General features: G+C 49.9%; 15 protein-coding genes and 1 tRNA gene. 10 read left to right on the forward strand and 6 right to left on the reverse strand.

The features are described from left to right. Positions 1-67: 67 nt before the first annotated feature. The 4 genes from ubiC to RS889_RS20385 form a co-directional block, all read right to left on the reverse strand. On the reverse strand, positions 68-583 hold the full coding sequence (gene ubiC / locus RS889_RS20370; protein ID WP_021014322.1) for a chorismate lyase: 516 nt from the start codon (positions 581-583) through the stop codon (positions 68-70). Between the two features lie 336 nt (positions 584-919). Continuing rightward, positions 920-2,572, reverse strand: coding sequence for a chaperonin GroEL (gene groL, locus RS889_RS20375; RefSeq protein WP_021014321.1), 1,653 nt, complete (start codon positions 2,570-2,572; stop codon positions 920-922). Between the two features lie 45 nt (positions 2,573-2,617). Beyond that, positions 2,618-2,911, reverse strand: a complete 294-nt coding sequence (locus RS889_RS20380) for a co-chaperone GroES (RefSeq protein ID WP_315708524.1) — start codon at positions 2,909-2,911, stop codon at positions 2,618-2,620. Positions 2,912-3,097: 186 nt separating this feature from the next. After that, a complete protein-coding gene (locus RS889_RS20385) occupies positions 3,098-3,586 on the reverse strand; it encodes an FxsA family protein (RefSeq protein ID WP_315708525.1) in 489 nt (162 codons plus the stop codon). 412 nt (positions 3,587-3,998) lie between these two features. Here RS889_RS20385 and aspA point away from each other — a divergent pair, with 412 nt between their 5' ends. The 7 genes from aspA to RS889_RS20420 all read left to right on the forward strand — a co-directional run bounded on the left by aspA (position 3,999) and on the right by RS889_RS20420 (position 11,332). Then, a complete protein-coding gene (gene aspA, locus RS889_RS20390) occupies positions 3,999-5,438 on the forward strand; it encodes an aspartate ammonia-lyase (protein ID WP_315708526.1) in 1,440 nt (479 codons plus the stop codon). A gap of 207 nt (positions 5,439-5,645) precedes the next feature. Then, a complete protein-coding gene (locus RS889_RS20395) occupies positions 5,646-6,947 on the forward strand; it encodes an anaerobic C4-dicarboxylate transporter (protein ID WP_315708527.1) in 1,302 nt (433 codons plus the stop codon). Positions 6,948-7,047: 100 nt separating this feature from the next. Beyond that, positions 7,048-7,380 carry a divalent cation tolerance protein CutA gene (cutA, locus tag RS889_RS20400; RefSeq protein WP_290183043.1) on the forward strand — a complete coding sequence of 111 codons (333 nt, stop codon included), beginning with the start codon at positions 7,048-7,050 and terminating at the stop codon, positions 7,378-7,380. Beyond that, on the forward strand, positions 7,356-9,083 hold the full coding sequence (locus RS889_RS20405) for a protein-disulfide reductase DsbD (protein WP_315708528.1): 1,728 nt from the start codon (positions 7,356-7,358) through the stop codon (positions 9,081-9,083). Before cutA ends, RS889_RS20405 begins: the two co-directional genes overlap by 25 nt. 45 nt (positions 9,084-9,128) lie before the next feature. Beyond that, on the forward strand, positions 9,129-9,704 hold the full coding sequence (locus RS889_RS20410; protein WP_021014314.1) for a transcriptional regulator: 576 nt from the start codon (positions 9,129-9,131) through the stop codon (positions 9,702-9,704). 129 nt (positions 9,705-9,833) lie between these two features. After that, positions 9,834-9,909, forward strand: a tRNA-Phe gene (locus tag RS889_RS20415). A 163-nt stretch (positions 9,910-10,072) separates the two neighbouring features. Then, positions 10,073-11,332: a tyrosine-type recombinase/integrase gene (locus tag RS889_RS20420; protein ID WP_315708529.1), complete on the forward strand. Its 1,260-nt coding sequence runs from the start codon at positions 10,073-10,075 to the stop codon at positions 11,330-11,332. 969 nt (positions 11,333-12,301) lie between these two features. Here the strand turns inward: RS889_RS20420 and RS889_RS20425 are convergent. Both RS889_RS20425 and RS889_RS20430 read right to left on the reverse strand, forming a co-directional pair. Next, positions 12,302-12,523 (reverse strand): helix-turn-helix domain-containing protein, encoded by a 222-nt coding sequence (locus RS889_RS20425; RefSeq protein ID WP_315708530.1) that lies wholly within the window; start codon positions 12,521-12,523, stop codon positions 12,302-12,304. Beyond that, positions 12,520-12,981 (reverse strand): hypothetical protein, encoded by a 462-nt coding sequence (locus RS889_RS20430; RefSeq protein ID WP_315708531.1) that lies wholly within the window; start codon positions 12,979-12,981, stop codon positions 12,520-12,522. Before RS889_RS20430 ends, RS889_RS20425 begins: the two co-directional genes overlap by 4 nt. Before the next feature lie 399 nt (positions 12,982-13,380). Between RS889_RS20430 and RS889_RS20435 the strand changes: the two genes are divergently transcribed. From RS889_RS20435 to RS889_RS20445, 3 genes are read left to right on the forward strand one after another with little or no spacing between them, the layout of a single operon-like run. Continuing rightward, positions 13,381-13,620, forward strand: coding sequence for an HTH-like domain-containing protein (locus RS889_RS20435; RefSeq protein ID WP_214453543.1), 240 nt, complete (start codon positions 13,381-13,383; stop codon positions 13,618-13,620). Positions 13,621-13,659: 39 nt separating this feature from the next. Next, a complete protein-coding gene (locus tag RS889_RS20440; RefSeq protein ID WP_315708532.1) occupies positions 13,660-16,095 on the forward strand; it encodes a type I restriction-modification system subunit M in 2,436 nt (811 codons plus the stop codon). Then, a complete protein-coding gene (locus RS889_RS20445) occupies positions 16,095-17,420 on the forward strand; it encodes a restriction endonuclease subunit S (protein ID WP_315708533.1) in 1,326 nt (441 codons plus the stop codon). Before RS889_RS20440 ends, RS889_RS20445 begins: the two co-directional genes overlap by 1 nt. The last annotated feature ends 11 nt before the right edge of the window (positions 17,421-17,431 follow it).

The raw sequence follows: 17,431 nt of genomic DNA on the forward strand, positions 1-17,431 counted from the left end.
CGACAATATGCAACCCAGCGTCCTGCCGTTAAACTTCTTTCCAACTCGGTATTCTCCTCTCTGCCGGTCAGAATGTTTTACTGACCATCGAATAAAGTGGGGCATCCGGTAAAAAAAGCTCGGTGATCAACAGCGGATTACCGGAAAGTACCAGGCATGAACGACGAACCCAAAGTGAACCACAACGCCCGAGATGGATAAAATTACGCTTCGGTGGGCCTTGTAAAAACAGATAGCGTCCCAGTGGCGTATTACCTATCTGTGTCAGATCTATCTCAGCCTCTTCCAACGTTTGCTGTGGTATCACCGTGCGACCGAATAACCAGGGTTTCCCATCCCCGAGCAGCGTCACTTCACGCAACCAGTAACGGTTGCTTAATGGCAACAGTGGTTGTTCATTCTGCACATCAAGTGTGGAGATAAAATGCTCCGTACTCACGCGTACTGAAAGACGAAGGCAATGCCGTTCCAGACGACGCGTCATAGAATCATTATAGATTAACCAATCAGCAACCGTCGCGGGTACATCAGTAGGCTCACACCACTCCACTGAGCGTAGCTGTGCCAAAGCCTCATCAGACATTTTTCCCTGCTCCACCCGATATGTTTAGTAAATAAAATAAACGCGATCCATTGTAGCGCAGAATAACGGGCTGATAACACGGTCTGAACCAATTGTTAGTGATGTGAATAATATTTGTACAATATTTAACGTGTCAACCAGTGTGGATGACATGGGTTCGAACATGGTCCTGTGATATCAACGATGAACCTGAACGCAAGAGGGGAAACGTAGCTAAAACAGGCCAAATAAAAAACACTACCCGACCTACAGACCGGATAGTGTTTTAATTGTGGCCAAACAGAATGCAACGGATATACCGTGTCGCCATCAGTCAGTGGACGGCGACAGCAGTTATTACATCATACCGCCCATACCACCCATACCGCCCATGCCACCGGCTCCGCCTAAGTCAGCTTTGTCGTCTTTTGGCAACTCGGTCACCATACATTCAGTGGTAATCATCAGACCAGCAACAGATGCGGCATATTGCAGAGCAGAACGAGTTACCTTGGTCGGATCCAGGATACCCATTTCGATCATATCGCCATACGCTTCAGTGTAAGCGTTATAGCCATAGCTACCTTCACCCGCTTTCACCTTGTTCGCAATAACGGAGGCTTCTTCACCCGCATTAATCACGATCTGACGCAAAGGTGCTTCCATTGCACGCAGTGCAACTTTAATACCTACGTTCTGATCTTCGTTTTCACCTTTCAGGCCAGACGCCGTGACAGAAGATGCCGCACGAATCAATGCCACACCACCACCAGCGACTACACCTTCTTCAACTGCCGCACGAGTAGCATGCAACGCATCTTCAACACGTGCTTTTTTCTCTTTCATTTCGACTTCAGTCGCAGCGCCAACTTTGATAACTGCAACACCGCCAGCCAGTTTGGCCACACGTTCCTGTAGTTTTTCACGGTCATAATCAGAAGTGGCCTCTTCAATCTGCTGACGAATCTGGGTAACACGACCTTGAATAGTCGACTCATCACCCACGCCATCAATAATGATAGTGGTATCTTTGTTGATCACTACACGTTTAGCCTGACCCAGATCTTCCAGTGTTGCTTTTTCCAACTCCAGACCGATCTCTTCAGAAATTACAGTAGCGGCAGTCAGAGTAGCGATGTCCTGCAGCATGGCTTTACGACGATCGCCAAAGCCTGGAGCCTTAACGGCAGCCACTTTCACGATACCACGCATGGTGTTCACTACCAGAGTAGCCAGTGCTTCGCCTTCTACGTCTTCAGCGATAATCAACAGTGGCTTGCCGGCTTTTGCGACAGCTTCAAGTACCGGGAGCATTTCACGGATATTGGAGATTTTCTTGTCAGCCAACAGGATATATGGGCTTTCCAGTTCAACAGAACCGGTTTCTTGCTTATTGATGAAGTAAGGAGACAGATAACCGCGGTCAAATTGCATACCTTCAACCACATCCAGTTCGTCTTGCAGACCGGTACCTTCTTCAACGGTGATGACACCTTCTTTCCCCACTTTCTCCATGGCTTGAGCAATCAACTTGCCCACAGTTTCATCGGAGTTAGCAGAGATAGTACCTACCTGAGCAATAGCTTTGGAATCAGAGCAAGGCACAGACAGTTTTTTCAATTCTTCAACTGCAGCGATAACCGCTTTATCTATACCGCGTTTCAAATCCATCGGGTTCATACCCGCAGCAACGGCTTTCAGACCTTCATTAACGATGGACTGGGCCAAAACGGTAGCAGTCGTGGTACCGTCACCTGCTGCGTCATTCGCTTTAGAAGCGACTTCTTTCACCATCTGGGCGCCCATGTTCTCGAACTTGTCTTCCAGTTCGATTTCACGCGCAACGGATACGCCGTCTTTAGTGATAGAAGGTGCGCCGAAGGATTTATCCAGAACAACATTACGCCCTTTCGGACCCAGAGTAACTCTCACTGCATCAGCCAGTACATTCACGCCGCGTAACATTTTTACTCGTGCGTCATTACCGAATTTTACGTCTTTAGCTGCCATTGGTTATTTCCCTTAAATTCGTTCAGTTCAGATGATTACACGCGATTAAGCTTCAACAATTGCCAGAATGTCGCTTTCAGACATGATCAACACTTCATTGTTGTCGATCTTTTCTGCCTTAACGCCATAGCCATCATTGAAAATAACGATATCGCCTACTTTTACGTCCAGCGGTTTGACCTCACCGTTTTCCAAAATGCGGCCATGGCCGATAGCCAAGATTTCACCACGAGTGGATTTACCCGCTGCGGAACCGGTTAAAACGATACCGCCAGCAGACTTGGACTCGACTTCTTTGCGTTTAACGATTACGCGATCATGTAGTGGACGAATTTTCATTGATAGCTCTCCTTTGAGAAAGTCCATATCAGTTTAGGTAAACGCCGGATATGCCATCATACCCGGCCTTGTGGAGTTGTAAGTGGGGACGTTTCCATGCGCTTCAAGGGAGGAAATAAATTTTTTTTGCTTTAAACCTGTATTTTCCACGAAGAGCACAAAAAGCAAGCTAAATTCAACCAAATATCAGTGATTATCTCGATCATTATCACGGGGTTCGATACGGTCATTATGTTCCTTATCCTTCCGCTGATATTCACCTTCAAAAGTATTTCCTTCAGAACCTGATGTGCCAGTTCCCGTTCCGGAACGAGTGCGCCAGATATACAGATGAGGCATCAGTTTCAGTGTCAGATGCTTTTGCACTGGTGGCAATAACAACATCAAGCCAAGAAAATCGGTGAAAAAACCGGGAAGCAACAACAAGAAACCAGCCAGCACCAGTGATACGCTTTTTACCATTTCCACGGCAGGACTTTCGCCCGCTTCCAGTTTCTGCTGCATCTGGAGAAAGGTTCTCATTCCCTGATTACGAACCAGGGATACCCCTACACAGGACGTAAACACGACCAACAGTAATGTCATCGCCACACCAAAGACTTCGGCGACCCGAATAAAAATGGAAACTTCGATGTAAGTAAAAAAGAAAATCAGTAATAACGGTAACCAGCGCACCCGTAACTCCTGTGGTTAAAATTCGATGCGCCAACAGGAAATACTCTTCCGAATGACATCGTCGTAATATTTTACACAACGCACCGTAACAAACGACTGGAGGAAAGATTCGATCAGTCGTTAAGATAACGAACCATATAACGAAAGAAATGGTAGCTCGGTAGCGGATTTTCAACCTGCATGCGACGAGTTTTTTTACTCTTAGTGATAAGTCGTGACTATTATCACAGTTCGTAGCGAAGGAGGAACGTGTATCTACAGATAGTGATCCATTCGACGAAATTTCTCAATCAGCCAGAATATCATCACGATAACAAAGGCAGTTATGGTCAAACATTCTGAAATTGTTATCCACGGTAACACAATAGGTGTGCATAAATGCTAACCGACAAAAGAATAAGAGAAGGCTTCTATGTCAGATAACATTCGTATTGAAGAAGACCTGTTAGGTACCCGAGAAGTCCCCGCCGATGCATATTACGGTGTTCACACCCTCCGAGCTATTGAAAACTTCTATATCAGCAACCAGAAAATCAGCGATGTTCCCGAGTTTGTGCGCGGTATGGTGATGGTTAAAAAAGCCGCAGCATTGGCAAACAAGGAGCTGAAGACCATTCCCCACCAGATTGCCGATGTTATTGTCAAAGCCTGTGATGAGGTGCTGAACAATGGTAAATGCATGGACCAGTTCCCTGTTGATGTGTTCCAGGGCGGTGCGGGCACGTCTCTCAACATGAATACCAACGAAGTGCTGGCCAACATCGGTCTGGAACTAATGGGACACAAAAAAGGGGAATATCAATATCTTAACCCAAACGATCATCTCAACAAATGCCAATCTACCAATGATGCCTATCCCACTGGGTTCCGCATCTCAATATACAATGCCATTCTGAAGCTGGTTGATGCAGTCACGCAGCTGGGTGAAGGCTTTGAACATAAAGCCAAGGAATTTGAGAACATTCTGAAAATGGGCAGAACCCAGTTACAGGATGCCGTCCCGATGACATTGGGACAAGAGTTCCACGCATTTAACATATTGCTGAAAGAAGAAAACAAAAACCTGTTGCGTATCGCCGAATTATTACTGGAGGTTAACCTCGGGGCTACCGCTATCGGTACCCGACTGAATACCCCGGATGGCTACCAGCATCTGGCGGTCCAAAAGCTGGCTGAAGTCAGCGGTTTGCCTTGTATCCCCGCAGAAGATCTGATCGAAGCCACCTCTGATTGTGGTGCTTATGTCATGGTCCACAGTTCACTGAAACGCCTGGCGGTGAAACTTTCCAAGATCTGTAATGACCTGCGTCTGCTCTCTTCAGGCCCCCGCGCAGGCCTGAATGAAATCAACCTGCCGCAATTGCAGGCGGGTTCATCCATCATGCCAGCCAAAGTCAACCCGGTGGTACCCGAAGTAGTCAACCAGGTGTGTTTCAAGGTCATAGGTAACGACACCTGCATCACTATGGCGGCAGAAGCCGGTCAATTACAGCTTAACGTAATGGAACCAGTCATTGGCCAGGCCATGTTTGAATCTACCCATATCCTGACCAACGCTTGTTACAACCTGTTGGAAAAATGCGTGAGTGGTATCACCGCCAATAAATCGGTGTGTGAATCCTACGTGTTCAACTCTATCGGGATTGTGACGTACCTGAACCCATTCATTGGCCACCACAATGGCGACATTGTGGGAAAAATCTGTGCAGAAACCGGTAAGAGCGTGCGGGAGGTAGTACTGGAGCGTGGGTTGCTGACTGAAGCCGAACTGGATGACATCTTCTCGATACAGAACCTGATGCATCCGGCTTACAAAGCAAAACCTTACACAGATGAAAACGAACCGTCATAAGACCGCGCCATAAGCCATGTTAAGGCACGACAGTCCTGCGCCGACTGCGTGCCTTTTCTATAAGGTAATATAGGCTGTGTGCCCGGCATTGTCCGTGGTGCCATCGCTGCCCCAATTGCTATCTATCAAAACAAAGGGGCTAGTCTAGATAACTATAAGCGGCAACAAACATTTTTAAATTTTCCTATCTTATTAAGGAGCATAATCATGCTTACCATGGAACTCATTGTTGTTCTGCTCGCCATTTATCTGGGCGCTCGTCTCGGGGGGATCGGGATCGGTTTCGCCGGTGGCATTGGCGTACTGGTTTTAACACTCGGTTTCCACATCAAACCCGGCGTCATTCCTTTTGACGTGATTGAAATCATCATGGCGGTTATCGCCGCTATTGCCGCCATGCAGGTTGCAGGAGGGATGGATTATTTGGTCAGCCTGGCGGAAAAACTGCTGCGCAAACAGCCCAAATATGTCACCTTTCTAGCACCGTTAGTAACCTATTTCATGACGCTGTTGGCAGGAACCGGCCACACAGCATTCTCCACGCTACCGGTCATTGCGGAAGTCGCTAAAGAACAAGGTATTCGCCCTTCCCGGCCGCTCTCTATCGCCGTCGTCGCATCGCAGATTGCCATTACCGCCTCCCCCATATCTGCTGCTGTGGTTTTCATGGCCAGCATTCTGGAACCTAAAGGCGTCAGTTATTTGGCGCTGCTAGGTATCTGCATCCCCACCACACTGACTGCCATCATGCTAACGGCCATCCTTACCAACTTTCTCGGTAAAGATCTAAAAGACGATGAAGTCTATCAGGAACGCCTTCGCAAAGACGAAGTGACGCTACGCGGCAGTAGTAAACTGGTGTTAAAACCTCGAGCAAAACTGTCTGTTCTCCTGTTTCTCATCGGTATTGTCGCCGTGGTGCTTTATGCCACAGCCATCAGTGATACTGTCGGCCTGATCAGCAACCCGGTACTGCCGCGGAATGAAGCCATCGTGGTATTTATGCTGACCGTTGCCACGCTAATTAGCTTGACTTGCAAAATCGACACCGCGCAAGTTCTCTCGGCCAGTACCTTCAAATCCGGCATGAGTGCCTGCGTGTGCGTTATGGGTGTGGCCTGGCTGGGTGATACTTTCGTGAAAGCACATATCACCGATATCCAGAGCACAGCGGGTGCACTGTTGCAAAGTTATCCGTGGATGCTGGCAGTCGTTTTGTTTTTCGCCGCCACCCTGCTCTACTCTCAGGCAGCAACAACTAAAGCCCTGATGCCTGCGGCCTTATTGCTCGGCGTATCACCAGTGACTGCGGTAGCCTCTTTTGCTGCGGTGTCAGCGCTGTTTGTACTACCTACTTACCCAACCCTACTGGCGGCGGTCGAAATGGATGACACCGGCTCAACCCGTATCGGCAAGTTCGTGTTTAACCATTCATTCCTGATCCCAGGGGTTGTGGCAATTGCACTCTCTGTCGTCTTCGGGTTTATCCTTGGCAATATTGTACTGTAATTGGTCTGCGGATCGGTACTGAGGTATCGATCCGCTCTTACGCTCATCATCCAGGCAAGGTATAGTGTCCGGTGTTCAAACTCCCATCGCCGAGGTCACCATGTCCGAACAGATTGTCTGTGATGCGGTTGTCGTACTCTGTACCGCCCCCGACGAAAACAGTGCACACGCATTGGCCACTTCTGCGTTGGAAGCCCATCTGACAGCCTGTGTCACATTACTGCCAGGAGCGACATCGCTCTATCATTGGGAAGGGAGGCTGGAACGACAGCAGGAAATTCAGTTACTGCTTAAAACTGATGCTCAACATCAGCAGTTACTAATCGATCACCTAAAGCAACATCACCCTTACCAAACACCGGAACTTCTGGTGATACCGGTTACTGGTGGTGACAACGATTATCTCTCATGGCTCAACGCATCTTTACGCTGATTGTTCTGTTCTGCGCAGCAGTTTTCACCACTGACGCTGCGGCACAGAGCCCATTCGGGCAGAATACACAACCACAATTCTTGCCGGTGGATCAAGCGTTTGCCTTCGATTTTCAACAACATGGCACGCAACTCACACTGCAATGGCAAATTCACCCCGGCTACTACCTTTATCAGCAACAGATCAAGCTGGTTGCTAAAAATGCCACCTTGGGAAAGGTAGATTTACCCGCTGGGATCAGCCATCGAGACGAATTCTTTGGCGAGGTTGCCATTTACCGGCAACCATTGTCCTTGAATATTCCATTGACTGCCGCCCAGCAAGGCGCGCTGGTCAGAGTAACCTATCAGGGATGTGCCGATGCCGGATTTTGTTATCCACCGGAGACCCGTGAAGTACCACTCAGCGCAGTCAACGCAAGTAATACCAACCCACTGCCCAGCGCGGAAACAAAACCTGAAGCGCCATCCAGCACCATTGAGAAACCCGAACTGCCATTTTCACCATTATGGGCTCTGCTGATTGGTATTGGTGTCGCATTTACGCCGTGTGTACTGCCGATGTATCCGTTGATATCCAGTCTGTTACTCGGCAACCAGCAACGGCTCTCCGCGAGACGGATATTTTTACTCGCCATGACCTACGTACAGGGTATGGCACTCACCTACACCATGCTTGGTCTGGTGGTGGCGGCCGCCGGGTTGCGCTTTCAGGCTGCGCTGCAAAACCCGTATATGCTCATTGGCCTGTCGTTGCTTTTTATTGCGCTGGCGCTTTCCATGTTCGGGGTCTACAGCCTGCAATTGCCGTCTTCATTGCAAACCAAACTAGTGGAATGGAGCAACCGGCAGCGACAAGGCTCTCTGGCAGGCATTTTCTCCATGGGAGCGTTGGCAGGGTTGATCTGCTCGCCCTGTACCACTGCTCCGCTTAGCGCTCTGCTGTTGTATATTGCCCAAAGCGGTAATCTGCTGGCCGGGGGCGGCTCTCTCTACCTGTATGCATTGGGCATGGGGCTACCATTGATAGTGGTGACACTATTTGGGAATCGGTTACTGCCCAAAAACGGCCCCTGGATGGTGACGGTTAAAGAAGCATTCGGTTTCATTATTCTTGCGTTACCGGTGTTTCTACTGGAGCGGGTACTGGGAGACGACTGGGGATTACGCTTATGGAGTCTGCTGGGTGTTACGTTTTTCGGCTGGGCTTTTATCCTCAGCTTACGAAACCACACAGGCTGGATGCGGGGAGTACAGATATTATTACTATTGGCTGCATTGGTAACCGTGCGCCCGTTGCAGGATTGGCTATTTGTTCCGGCCCAGACAGCGGACAACACATCGACAAAAAGCCTATTTACGCCAGTACGCAACCGAACTGAATTACAGACGGCACTGGTACACTCTGGTCGGGCGACGATGCTCGATCTGTATGCAAACTGGTGTATCGCCTGTAAGGAATTCGAAAAATATACCTTCAGCGATAGTGCCGTCCGACAGCACCTGAAAACAATGCAGCGGCTACAAATTGATGTAACCGCTAACAGCAAAGAACAAAACGCGTTGTTGAAGCAATATCAGGTACTCGGCCTACCCACTATTTTGTTTTTTGACGCCAGTGGCAAAGAAATATCCGGTTCACGGGTAACCGGCTTTATGAATGCCAAACAATTTCAGTTACATTTGCGCAAACTGGGGCAATAAACAACAGCACGCGTTATCGGATACCAATCGTCAGAAGGAGGCGTTATGCAGCGAGAAGAAGTTTTGGAACACGCACTTATTTTGCTGGAACAGCACGGTTTAGCCGTCACAACGCTGGATATGCTGGCAGACAGACTGAATATGACGACCGATGAACTGCGTCCTTTCTGGCCAGACTGCGAAGCGTTACTGTACGACAGCCTGCGTTATCACAGCCAGCAAGTAGATATTTGGCGCCGCCAGGTGCTGTTGGACAGCACGCTCAATACTCAACAAAAATTACTGGCTCGATATCAGGTACTGCACAAATCGGTACAGCAACAGCGTTATCCTGGTTGCCTGTTTATTGCGGCATGCAGTTTCTTTCCTGATGTTGAACATCCTATTCACCAGATTGCGGAACAGCAGAAGAAAGCATCTTACCAGCACACTAAAACGCTACTGGAAACACTGGAAACCGACGATCCCGAGATGGTTGCCCAACAGTTGGAATTGATTTTGGAAGGCTGTCTTAGCAAATTGCTGGTAAAACGCCAGTTGTCCGACATTGCCATCGCAAAACGGCTGGCAGAAGACGTATTACGCCTGGCATTGTGCCGCAAGAATGGGGCGCTGACCTGAGTCACAGTGTGTGATGCAGCATAAAATCAACGCCTCTGGCTGAAAAGTCGGCAGTCAGTGTTATTTCCCCAAAACAGGCTCACAAAGCCGTTGACGCCACACCATCAATACGGTTTAATGCGCCCCGTTGCCCGGATAGCTCAGTCGGTAGAGCAGAGGATTGAAAATCCTCGTGTCCTTGGTTCGATTCCGAGTCCGGGCACCAAAATTTAGTTTCAGGATGTCCTTATGTGTCCGGAAACGTTAAAAAATCAGTAAGTTAAAAATAATCTGGAGTACCAATGGGTACTACCAGATTTTTTGACATCCGTAGTTTTTGGGGGCTTAATTGGGGGCCTGTCGGTTCGATAAACTACGGAGCCCCCACCATGCCTCTGACTGATACCGCCATCCGCAACGCCAAGCCGCTCGATAAACTTTACAAACTCAGCGACGCGCAAGGCTTATACCTGCTGATCAAACCCAACGGTTCCAAGCTCTGGCATCTTAAGTACCGCTTCGGCGGCAAGGAGAAGAAGCTGGCGTTTGGCGCTTACCCGACTGTCTCGTTTGCCAGTGCCCGTAAACTGCGTGAAGAAGCCCGGACTATTCTCAGCGCAGGGGATGATCCCGACGTAAAAAAACAGCAGGACAAGCAGGCGAGAAAAAACGGCAATACCTTTGAGACCGTCTCCCGTCAGTGGGTGGCCGCGAACATTCGCTGGAGTGAGGCACACGCCGCCAAAGTTTTGCGTTCACTGGAGCTGCACGTTTTCCCGCTCATCGGTAATGCCCTTGTCACCGACCTGAAAACCCCCGATCTGCTGATCCCGCTACGGGTGGCAGAGAAAAAGGGTTGTCTGGAAACAGCGGCACGGATACAGCAACGCACTACCGTCATCATGCGTTACGCCGTACAGGAAGGACTGATTGCCAGCAGCCCGGCCAATGATCTCTGTGGCGCTATCACCCCGCCGCCAAAAAACCATTACCCTGCCCTGCCGTTAGAAAGGTTGCCGGAACTACTGGAAAGAATCGAAGGCTATTCCGGCAGACTGCTGACAAGATTGGCGGTACAGCTTAATTTGCTGATCTTTATCCGTTCCAGCGAATTACGTTTTGCCCGTTGGACGGAGATCGATCTGGATAACGCCATGTGGACACTTCCCGCACAGCGGGAGCCCATTACGGGTGTGCGTCACTCAGAGCGTGGTGCAAAAATGAAAACACCGCATCTGGTGCCGCTGTCAAAACAGGCGGTAACGGTACTGAAGCAGCTAAAACTACTATCCGGCAACGGGGATTTGCTCTTTCCCGGCGATCGCGATGCCCGTAAGCCAATGAGTGAGAACACCATCAACAAGGCGCTGCGCACAATGGGCTATGATACGCAGGTGGACATCTGCGGACATGGCTTCCGCACGATAGCATGTAGCGCGTTGATCGAATCAGGTCGCTGGTCAAAAGATGCTGTGGAGCGGCAGATGAGCCATCAGGAGCGCAATCACGTTCGTGCCGCCTATATTCACAAAGCGGAACACCTCGACGAACGGACTCAGATGATGCAATGGTGGTCAGATTATCTCGATGCCTGCCAGCATCAATTCATCCCGGCTTATCGCTTTGAGAAGTCGATTAAGGTTGCCTGAGCCAGACTGATACACCTATGGAATAAGTCGCTTCTAATCGAACAGAGGAGGCTTATCTTGTTTCTCTACGCCGCTGTTGTATCAGGGCTGAGGCGGAGCGCAGCAGAGCGAGCACCGAACATCCCTGATAAAACAGCGGATTTTTCACCATCGCAATTACCCGTGTTTACAGGGACAAACGATATGACAGGCCGTGCTTGTATGGCTTTTTAATGGATGCGAACAGCAGAAATTAAAAAGTGGCGTAAGGCGAGTAAATTCCATTTCGTAGAAATGGCTAATTTGCGTCGCCCGAACCCACCAGCGAGCGTTTCCCCCAAGGGAAACCGAGCAGGCTGGGGGGAACCGAATAAATTTTGCCGCCCCAGCGAGCAAAAAGACGCGCCCACGCGTCGGTTTATTTGGGGGGCTTGCCCCGCACACCGTCGCCGCTAAGTCTCCGGCCACAAGCCGGTAGCGTGGCGCGACCAACCCATTTAAAGCTGCGTTTCCCGTTATTTCCCACCGAGCCTGCGAGAAAGAGAAATAACAGGCTAAAACGTGCGTCTTAAAGGGGTTGGTCGCGCGTAGCGGGCGACGGTGTGCCGCCGTTGACGTTGGGGGTTTTGGCGTGGTGTCCAGCCACGACATTACCCCCATGTGCCAGGCAATAAGGGCGTCCAGCCCGCATGAACTGGCGCACGCCGTTTTGTGCCGGGAAATGTATTTTCCGGCACATGACTGCATTGCGGCCACCGCATTCGCCTCACGCTGTCGGCGCATCACATCGGCTCATACCGTGAGGCGAACTAATGAGGCAATCTCATGAGGCGAATAACAGACGAAGATGATGGAACCAATAATAGTGACACTCACTATCGCGACTCACTGAGAAATTTATCGATAAAAGTAAACTGCCGCGCTTCGCTTGCCTTCTCCCGAACCGTTACCGACCCAGGCCGATAACGGGACGGGAGAGCTTGTTTTACTTTAACGCTCCTTTGGCTTGCGGTAACGGGAAGGCCAGATTTCCGCAGGCGAAACACCAAGCGCTTCCGCAATCAGCTTTTCCCCTTTAGGCCAGTGTCTTGTTAGCGCATTTGCCAGCGTGGAAGACGCTAACCCCGCGTTACGCGAAACCGCCGCCAGCGACGTTCCCCGCTTTTTCAGCGCCGCAATAATATCGGCGGAATGCCAGTCCTGTTGATTCATACCGCCTCCTCATTAATACATTTCACACCGTCTGCGGTACGTATCCAGCGCGGGACTTTCAGTTCAGCGGCAAAGTACCAGACAAGTTCAGCCAGCAGCCCGGTCAGCATCCGTTCCACTTCCGGCGACAGCGCCCGTCCTGCCAAAAGCTGCGTCAACGTAAAGCAATAGTCACAAAGCAATTCAGAATCGGGATCAAAACAGGGAGAAACAGCGGGAAGGGTATCAACGGTGAGGCTTTCGCACAGATGGCACGGAACAGGCTCGTTCAACGTGGGTCCCAGCAGCGCAAGACAGGCGGCAAGACGCCCGCAGAGCGCCAACCTCAGCGCCGTATCGTCGCTTTCAATCAGGGTTTCGGCAAAATTTTCACAATGATCGGCCAATACGGTGAAATCCGTGGCGGCGCTGAAAGGAACGGTAAGTAACAGGTGTGCTTGGGTGAGGATTGTAGCCATTAGGCAACCTCCAGTATGTGATGTTTAAACCACCACCGAAGAGACCAATCTTACGGGTGGTGGACTGAACGGAGTTGGTCTTACCGGCCATACTGGAACCGGCGCACCTTGCGGTGCCCCCGCCCAGCCCACCATAATTCGGCATAGCTAAGCATTACGACATAAAAAAAGACGCAAGGCGCGTCATATGTCGCCAGTATGGTATTCGGGAGACCAATCCCTGCACCTGATTTTGCAGATGCAGGTAAAAGATAGCGCGGCGATGAATTAACCGCAAGCGATTTTCTACGCTCATAAATTGTGCAAACAAATACGCCAGTCATCAAAATGCTTGAACCTAATATTGTAGTTAGCTAATTTAGCCAAATTAGCTAATACACCTTTAGTCACCCATACAGCATGAATGAACAGGACATCTACCACCATATTAAGCAGGCACTGGACAAAGCCCCGCGTAACCAGTACACCGTCGAGCTGCATCTGCAAATGATCAAATATGCCGACGAGCTGGAACACATTACGGCAAAAGCCTTTTGCGAAGGCACTGGTCTGAGCCAGAGTCTCGGCACCGAATTCAGCAAAATGCGTAACTTAACCCGTCGGCTGAAAGCCGCCGGTCTGAACACCGATCTGCTGTAACCCGCTTACGGCACATCACCGTGCAAAACGAGATATTTAATGGCTATCAAAAAAACCGAACTCTATTCCTCCCTGTGGGCAAGCTGCGACGAACTGCGCGGCGGGATGGACGCCAGCCAGTACAAGGACTATGTGCTGACCCTGCTGTTTATGAAGTACGTGTCCGACAAATATAAGGGCGATCCCGACGGCATTATCCTTATCCCGAAAGGGGCCAGCTTTGACGATATGATCGCGCTGAAGAACGATAAAGAAATCGGCGATAAAATTAACAAAATTATCCAAGCGCTGGCTGAAGAAAACGGTTTGAAAGGTGTAATCGATGCCGATTTTAACGATGAGGATAAACTCGGTAAAGGCAAAGAGATGGTTGATCGTCTGACGAAGCTAGTCGGCATCTTCGAGGGGCTGGATCTGTCCGGCAACCGGGCCGAAGGCGACGATCTGCTGGGCGATGCCTATGAGTACCTGATGCGCCACTTCGCCACCGAATCCGGCAAAAGTAAGGGGCAGTTTTACACGCCTGCGGAGGTGTCACGCGTTCTGGCGAAGGTGATCGGCATTACGTCCGACACGCCGCAGGATGCCACGGTTTACGACCCGACCTGCGGTTCCGGCTCGCTGCTGCTCAAAGTCAACGATGAAGCCCGGCGCGGGCTGTCGATCTTCGGGCAGGAGATGGACAACGCCACCAGCGCGCTGGCGCGGATGAACATGATCCTGCACAACAATGCCACCGCTAAAATCTGGCAGGGCAATACCCTGAGCGATCCGCAGTGGAAAGAAGCCAACGGCAAACTGAAAACCTTCGATTTCGCCGTGGCGAACCCGCCGTTTTCTAATAAAAACTGGACCAGCGGACTGGATCCGAAAAAAGATCCGTTTGAACGTTTCGTCTGGGGCGTTCCACCAGAGAAAAACGGTGACTACGCCTTTCTGCTGCACATTATTAAAAGCCTGAAAAGCACTGGCAAAGGGGCGGTGATCCTGCCGCACGGCGTGTTGTTTCGCGGCAACGCCGAGGCGAATATCCGCGAAAACCTGATCAAGCAAGGCTATATCAAGGGCATTATCGGCTTACCGGCCAACCTATTTTATGGCACCGGCATCCCGGCGTGCATTATCGTGATTGACAAGGAGCACGCCCACAGCCGTAAAGGCATCTTTATGATCGACGCCAGCCGGGGCTTTATCAAGGATGGCAACAAGAACCGCCTGCGCAGCCGGGATATTCACCGCATCGTGGACGTGTTTAACCACCAGCGTACGGTGCCCAGCTACAGTAGGATGGTGCCGTTAAGCGACATCGCTGGGAATGATTACAACCTGAATATCCCCCGCTATATCGACGGTGGCGAACCGGAAGATCTGCACGATCTGACCGCTCACTTACAGGGCGGTATTCCGGCGCGCGATGTTGATGCCTTACAGGATTACTGGCGAGTATTCCCTGCCTTGCGCGATGTGTTGTTTACCGACGATCGCCCCGGCTACTGTCGCGCGCAGGTAGAAGCCCGGCAGGTTAAACCGACCATTCTGGCGCACCAGGAATTTAGGGATTTTGCCACTCGCAGCCTGCTGCCATTTAAGGCATGGGTAAAAGAGGCGGCGCTGGCAGATATTGGCAAAGGCGATAAACCGAAGGAACTGATCCACGATATCGGCGAGATGCTGCTGGCGCAATATGCTAACAGCGAACTGCTGAATAAATACAGCGTGTACCAGATCCTGATGGACTACTGGGCCGACGCCATGCAGGACGATGTATATGTGATTATGCAGGAGGGCTGGAAAGCCGCCGCGCAGATCCGCGAACTCCAGCCGGTGAAAGGCAAGGACGGCAAAAACATCTGGAAAGAAGCGCACGATTTTGAGTTTGACAAGCGGCGCTACAAGGCCGACGTATTGCCCCGCTCACTGGTGGAAATTCGTTGTTTCCCGGAGCTACTGGACGTGTTGAACCGTGCGCAGGAACGCAGTGAAGAGGCCAGCCGCCAGTTAGCCGAGTATGTCGAGGAGCAAGCCGGTGAAGAAGACCTGCTGGCGGAAGCGAAGAACGACAAGGATAAGGTGACGCAAAAACTGGTCAATGCCCGCCTGAATCAGTTGAAGAAAACCACCGCCGACCCAGATGAGCTGGCGGCGCTGACCCGCTGTCTAGCGCTGATTAAAGCAGAAGCTAATGCGAAAAAAGCGCTAAAAGCCGCGCAGGAAGCGCTGGACTGCTCGGTGTTTAAACACTATCCCACGCTGGATGAAGCGGCGATCAAAGCGCTAGTGGTGCAGGACAAATGGCTGGCTACGTTACAGGCCGGAATTAAAGCGGAGATTGAGCGCATCACCCAGCAACTGGCGGAACGCGTGAAGGAACTGGAAGAGCGTTATGCCGAGCCGTTACCAGCGATTGAATTGTCTGTTGAAGCTTTGAGCGAGAAAGTGGCCGGGCATTTGCGCGCGATGGGGCTGGTGTGGTGATGGTAGATTTAATGATGAATGAGCAGCAGTCGGAAGCGGTGGTGAAAGGCGTGCCTGCGGGGTTTAAGTTGACCGAAGTGGGGGTTATTCCTGAGGATTGGGAAGTAGTCCCTTTTTTTGATGTAGTCTCGATTGTTAGTGGGCAAATATCACCGATATGTGAGCCATATTCTTCAATGATATTAATTGCCCCAGACCACATTGAAACAGGAACAGGTAGATTGATAAGTAAGCAATCAGCCAAAGAGCAAAATGCTATAAGTGGTAAATATGTTTTTCATGCTGGGGATACTATCTACAGCAAAATACGTCCATATTTGAGAAAAGCTATTTATGCTAATTTTGATGGGCTATGTAGTGCAGATATGTACCCTCTAAGACCTAAAGAAGGAATCGAGCCTAAATATATTCTTCCGTTAGTTCTTGGGAGCCGATTTTCGAAATATGCCGAGTCTGTTTCTGTAAGAAGTGGCATACCTAAAATTAATAGAAGTGAGATCGCAGATTTTTTATTTGTTATTCCAAGTCAAAAGGAAGAACAAACCGTTATTGCCAATGTACTGTTTGATACTGAAGCGCTAATTGCTGCTCTGGAACAGATTCTCGCAAAAAAACAGGCCATCAAAACAGCCACCATGCAACAACTACTCACTGGTAAAACCCGTTTGCCTCAGGTTGCATTGCGGGAAGATGGGACTGTTAAGGGGTATAAAAAGAGTGAGTTGGGGGATATTCCTGAGGATTGGAAAATATCAAAAATTGGAGAACTATCTCACGTTGATCCTGAAAATCTACCATCTTCAACTCCACCAAACTATGAGTTTGATTATATCTCGCTGGAGCAAATTGACCGCGGCGTTTTACTTGGAACAACTAGATTAGTTTTTTCTGATGCGCCTTCAAGAGCCAGAAGATTATTGAGATGCAACGATGTCATGGTTTCCACCGTGCGTCCTAATTTAAAGTCTCATTATCTTGTTGATCATGAGGTATCAGACCTTATTTGTTCCACGGGTTTTAGTGTCATTAGATGTGATATAGGACAACTCCACCCCGAATTTTTGTATCAACATCTCTTTGCCGCCTCAATTAATGAGCAAATAGATATGTTGATTTCTGGTTCAAATTACCCTGCAATCAATAGTGATAATGTAAAAGGCTTAATGGTACCTATTTGCTCAGTACCTGAACAAATCGCCATCGCCGCCATCCTCTCCGATATGGACAAGGAAATTCAAACCCTGCAACAGCGTCTGGACAAAACCCGCCAGCTTGAACAGGGGATGATGCAGGAACTGTTAACCGGGAAAACCCGCTTAATATAGAAGGGAAAGCA

Source organism: Brenneria uluponensis (assembly GCF_032395385.1).
GTDB lineage: Bacteria > Pseudomonadota > Gammaproteobacteria > Enterobacterales > Enterobacteriaceae > Prodigiosinella > Prodigiosinella aquatilis.

What these genes read in the sequence shown, in the direction of transcription:
- RS889_RS20430 (WP_315708531.1), bottom strand. Translation starts at nt 12,981, where the DNA reads ATGGCTACAATCCTCACCCAAGCACACCTGTTACTTACCGTTCCTTTC.
- RS889_RS20420 (WP_315708529.1), top strand. Translation starts at nt 10,073, where the DNA reads ATGCCTCTGACTGATACCGCCATCCGCAACGCCAAGCCGCTCGATAAA.
- RS889_RS20440 (WP_315708532.1), top strand. Translation starts at nt 13,660, where the DNA reads ATGGCTATCAAAAAAACCGAACTCTATTCCTCCCTGTGGGCAAGCTGC.
- RS889_RS20410 (WP_021014314.1), top strand. Translation starts at nt 9,129, where the DNA reads ATGCAGCGAGAAGAAGTTTTGGAACACGCACTTATTTTGCTGGAACAG.
- RS889_RS20425 (WP_315708530.1), bottom strand. Translation starts at nt 12,523, where the DNA reads ATGAATCAACAGGACTGGCATTCCGCCGATATTATTGCGGCGCTGAAA.
- ubiC (WP_021014322.1), bottom strand. Translation starts at nt 583, where the DNA reads ATGTCTGATGAGGCTTTGGCACAGCTACGCTCAGTGGAGTGGTGTGAG.
- cutA (WP_290183043.1), top strand. Translation starts at nt 7,048, where the DNA reads ATGTCCGAACAGATTGTCTGTGATGCGGTTGTCGTACTCTGTACCGCC.
- RS889_RS20445 (WP_315708533.1), top strand. Translation starts at nt 16,095, where the DNA reads ATGGTAGATTTAATGATGAATGAGCAGCAGTCGGAAGCGGTGGTGAAA.
- aspA (WP_315708526.1), top strand. Translation starts at nt 3,999, where the DNA reads ATGTCAGATAACATTCGTATTGAAGAAGACCTGTTAGGTACCCGAGAA.
- RS889_RS20395 (WP_315708527.1), top strand. Translation starts at nt 5,646, where the DNA reads ATGCTTACCATGGAACTCATTGTTGTTCTGCTCGCCATTTATCTGGGC.
- RS889_RS20380 (WP_315708524.1), bottom strand. Translation starts at nt 2,911, where the DNA reads ATGAAAATTCGTCCACTACATGATCGCGTAATCGTTAAACGCAAAGAA.
- groL (WP_021014321.1), bottom strand. Translation starts at nt 2,572, where the DNA reads ATGGCAGCTAAAGACGTAAAATTCGGTAATGACGCACGAGTAAAAATG.
- RS889_RS20405 (WP_315708528.1), top strand. Translation starts at nt 7,356, where the DNA reads ATGGCTCAACGCATCTTTACGCTGATTGTTCTGTTCTGCGCAGCAGTT.
- RS889_RS20435 (WP_214453543.1), top strand. Translation starts at nt 13,381, where the DNA reads ATGAATGAACAGGACATCTACCACCATATTAAGCAGGCACTGGACAAA.